Source organism: Chitinophaga sp. (genome assembly GCF_036566945.1).
In the GTDB taxonomy this organism is placed as follows: domain Bacteria; phylum Bacteroidota; class Bacteroidia; order Chitinophagales; family Chitinophagaceae; genus Chitinophaga.
In genome coordinates this window covers 1-3,223 of record NZ_DATCVJ010000408.1, presented here as the reverse complement: position 1 = coordinate 3,223, position 3,223 = coordinate 1, and the positions used below count along the sequence as shown (strand labels likewise).

The following is a 3,223-nucleotide window of genomic DNA, read 5'->3' as shown; positions in this document are numbered from 1 at the left end:
GATATGCCCGCATTAAAAAAACTGGATGTTATTATTGAATCTGTAGCGTTTAAGGCCGCCAACTAGTTGCACTTATCAATCCGGGTGATTATCTTGTTATTATGAAACAATTCTTATTATCCGGATGCCTTTTGCTCCTGGCACTCACTGGCATTTCCACTAACATGAATGGACAAACGAAGAAGTATCCGTCATTAAACCATATGGCGCTGTACGTGGTGAATCTTGAACGCAGCACTGTTTTCTACCGCGATATTATAGGACTGGAATCTATGCCGGAACCATTTAAAGATGGCAGACATAGCTGGTTTAAGGTAGGCGAACATGCCCAGGTACATATTATTTCCGGGGCTGCTCAGGCCACGGCGCATGATAAAAACACCCACCTATGTTTCAGTGTTCCTTCGATGAAAGACATGCTGGAAGTACTGAAACAGCACAACATCGCTTATGAAGACTGGCCCGGCAAAGTGGGAGCGGTGACCAAAAGAGTAGACGGCGTACAGCAGATTTACCTGCGTGATCCGGATGGCTACTGGGTGGAAATCAACGATGATAAATACTAAGTTTATTTCAGGTCTTTTTCAAGGGCAGCGGCTTTAGCGGCGGCGGCGGCATCGGCAGGAATTAATTTCAGCCAGGCCAATGCTTCCTTTTTGTTTTGTTGCTGGGCATAGTAGAGTGCTATGTAAAAAGCGGCATCATATTTAAAAACAGATTCCCCTTCATATACTTTTTTAAGGTCTGCCAGCCCTGCGGGCGTTTCGCCGGTATGGGTGGCGGCCACGCCCCTATAATAAAGCGCCATCTGGCTGCTGCTGTCGGTTTTGAGATAAGCATCCAGCAAAGGAATCACTTTCGTGTATGCCTTCTCGTTAAAATAAAGGGCGGCAGACTGTAACAGACTATCTGCGTTATTTCCCCGCTCTGCGGCTACCTGCATTTCAATGTTGCCATATGTTTCCATATAGTCGGCGTCGTGGGAATAAAAGCGGAATAGCATGATACCCACCAGTATAGCGGCTGCAGCGCCTATAGCAGTGAAATATTTCTTCATGGCGACTACTTTACCCTTACGACCGAAATGAGTGTTTCGTTGTGCCAGTAGGGTGGCTTTCAGTGCATCCCGGTGGAGATCCGGCCGCAAACGGTCGGACAGTGTGGCGCTTAGCTCCCGGTACTGTGCCAGGGTAGCTGCCAGCGCAGGATCTTCCTGCAAAGCCGCTTCAAATTGCTGCCGTTCTTCCGGCAACATGTCGCCATCCTCGTAACGGATGATATCTTCATTATTATAAGCAGCCATACACTAAATTTTCTGAGCCTGAATATATGATAACAACGTAGCCATGCACTCGGATTTCTTTTTCCGGAGATAGCCATAGGTAACACCCATGGCGGCCGCAATTTTTTCCTGAGCCTCGCCGGTAAGCGATTGCCGGAGTATTTCCCGGCACTTCTCTCCCAGCCTTTCAAACTGGGCCAGAAACATACCTGCCTGCGCTTCTTCCTTTAACACCTGTTCAGCCGCAGCAAATACATCTTCCCCTACTTCATATAAATCATCCAGTCTTTTTGTTACCGGCTGACGCCCCCTTTTTTTTATCTCATTCAGCCATTTCCTTTTACAAATCAGCAAAAAGAAGGGCTCAAAAGGACAGGTGAGCTGCAGTTGCTTATATTTTGCCTGGTTATATACATCTATAATAGACTCCTGGAAAATATCTGCCGCATCATCTTCCGTACCCTGGTGCTGCAGGATATGGTGTTTGATTTTTCCGGCAAAGCGCTCATAAATTTCCTGTACCAGGCGGGTATCGTTCCTTAACAGGCCATCAAGGTATCGCTGATCGGGGTGAGTACTCATCTGGGATTGATTTGCATTGGTGGATAGGAACATGCCATGACTAAAAATACATCTTTCTAAAAAAATATTATCAAAAGGGGGGTAACAAAATAAAAAGCATGTTGATCTACTATCAAACAAGCGAAAACATTACTCAACAAAAAAATATTTTTATGAAAACTATCTCTTTAAAAACGATTACCTGCTTAGTAGCCGCCGCGATGGCCATCTCCTCCTGTAAAAAGAATAACAGCCAGGAAGTGGCGCCTGAAAAAGGACTGGACGGCAAAATGTTGTCAGAGCTGCTGGGCAGCCATGCACCGAAATTTGAGCACTTTACTATAGATGCAGGCACTGGTGGGGTGATCACTACCAAAAGCGGCACAAAATTCACTATCCCGAGAGACGCTTTTATCACCGCTGGTGGAGTGAGTGCATATGGCAATGTAGATATCAGCATCAAGGAAATGAGAGAAGTGAGCGATATGATTTTGTCGGACAAACCGACGATGACAGCGGATGGCAAACTACTGGTGTCTTATGGGGAGTTTTTTGTAAAAGTTACCCAGAACAATCAGGACCTTTCCCTGCGACCGAAGAATGACACTGGTCCTGGCGTTCGTGTACAGGTGCCTGCAAAACCACGCGATAATGCCGGTGGCCCCAATGGGATGAAAGAAGTGCCAATGTGGACCGGAGATACCACGGTGACATTCACACAATACGGATTCAACTACATTAATCAGCCGGTCACCATTACTACCCAACAAAACGTGTCCAAAGGGGTACTCTGGAACCAGGTACAGAACAGCTTTGCCTTGTTTAATACTTCTACCGGTACCATGGACTTCCGCCTGGATAGCCTGATCCGCTGGGTGAACTGCGATGGACTGGCCAACATGCCGAATCCGAAAACTACGGTGATGGGTTATTTCACCAATTATTTCAACCCGGAAACCAATGTGAGCTACGGTGGCGAACAACCCAGCATGCTGTTTTTCAAACCTAAAAACTTCAATACCCTGGTGAAATTCTATAACGTAATTATGGTGCCCCCGGCAGGTAAGGAAGGATTTCATAGCTATCAGACTTCTATCCCGGTAGGACTGGAAGGTACCTTCCTCGCTATCAGCGCTATCGGCGGACAGTTTTATGCAGAACAAAAAACGACTATCATCGGCACACCAGCCGCAGGTGACGACTATACAACCATAAGCTTTAACCTACAACCCGTTGATGCTGCTGGCCTGCTCGCATTGATCACCAGCATGAATTCGAAATAACGGCCTGTTATCCGTTTACATTTACTCCAAACTGAAAAGCAATAAGTCAATCAACCCGGTTGACTTATTGCTCATTTTATATAATATTTATTTATAT

4 protein-coding genes are annotated in these 3,223 nt (G+C 46.1%); 2 read left to right on the top strand and 2 right to left on the bottom strand.

Annotated elements, in window-relative coordinates; translation table 11 throughout:
• Positions 1–101: 101 nt before the first annotated feature.
• Complete coding sequence (locus tag VIP81_RS12160; protein ID WP_331960544.1) at positions 102–566, top strand: VOC family protein; 465 nt, start codon at positions 102–104, stop codon at positions 564–566.
• Between the two features lie 2 nt (positions 567–568).
• Here the strand turns inward: VIP81_RS12160 and VIP81_RS12155 are convergent, their stop codons facing one another.
• Together VIP81_RS12155 and VIP81_RS12150 are read right to left on the bottom strand one after the other, a co-directional pair.
• Entirely contained in the window at positions 569–1,303 is a 735-nt protein-coding gene (locus VIP81_RS12155) for a hypothetical protein (protein WP_331960541.1), read from the bottom strand.
• A 3-nt stretch (positions 1,304–1,306) separates the two neighbouring features.
• Positions 1,307–1,864 carry an RNA polymerase sigma factor gene (locus VIP81_RS12150; RefSeq protein WP_331960538.1) on the bottom strand — a complete coding sequence of 186 codons (558 nt, stop codon included), beginning with the start codon at positions 1,862–1,864 and terminating at the stop codon, positions 1,307–1,309.
• 152 nt (positions 1,865–2,016) lie between these two features.
• On the opposite strand from VIP81_RS12150, the gene VIP81_RS12145 reads away from it, so the two are divergent.
• Positions 2,017–3,126, top strand: coding sequence for a hypothetical protein (locus tag VIP81_RS12145; RefSeq protein WP_331960535.1), 1,110 nt, complete (start codon positions 2,017–2,019; stop codon positions 3,124–3,126).
• Positions 3,127–3,223: the final 97 nt, after the last annotated feature.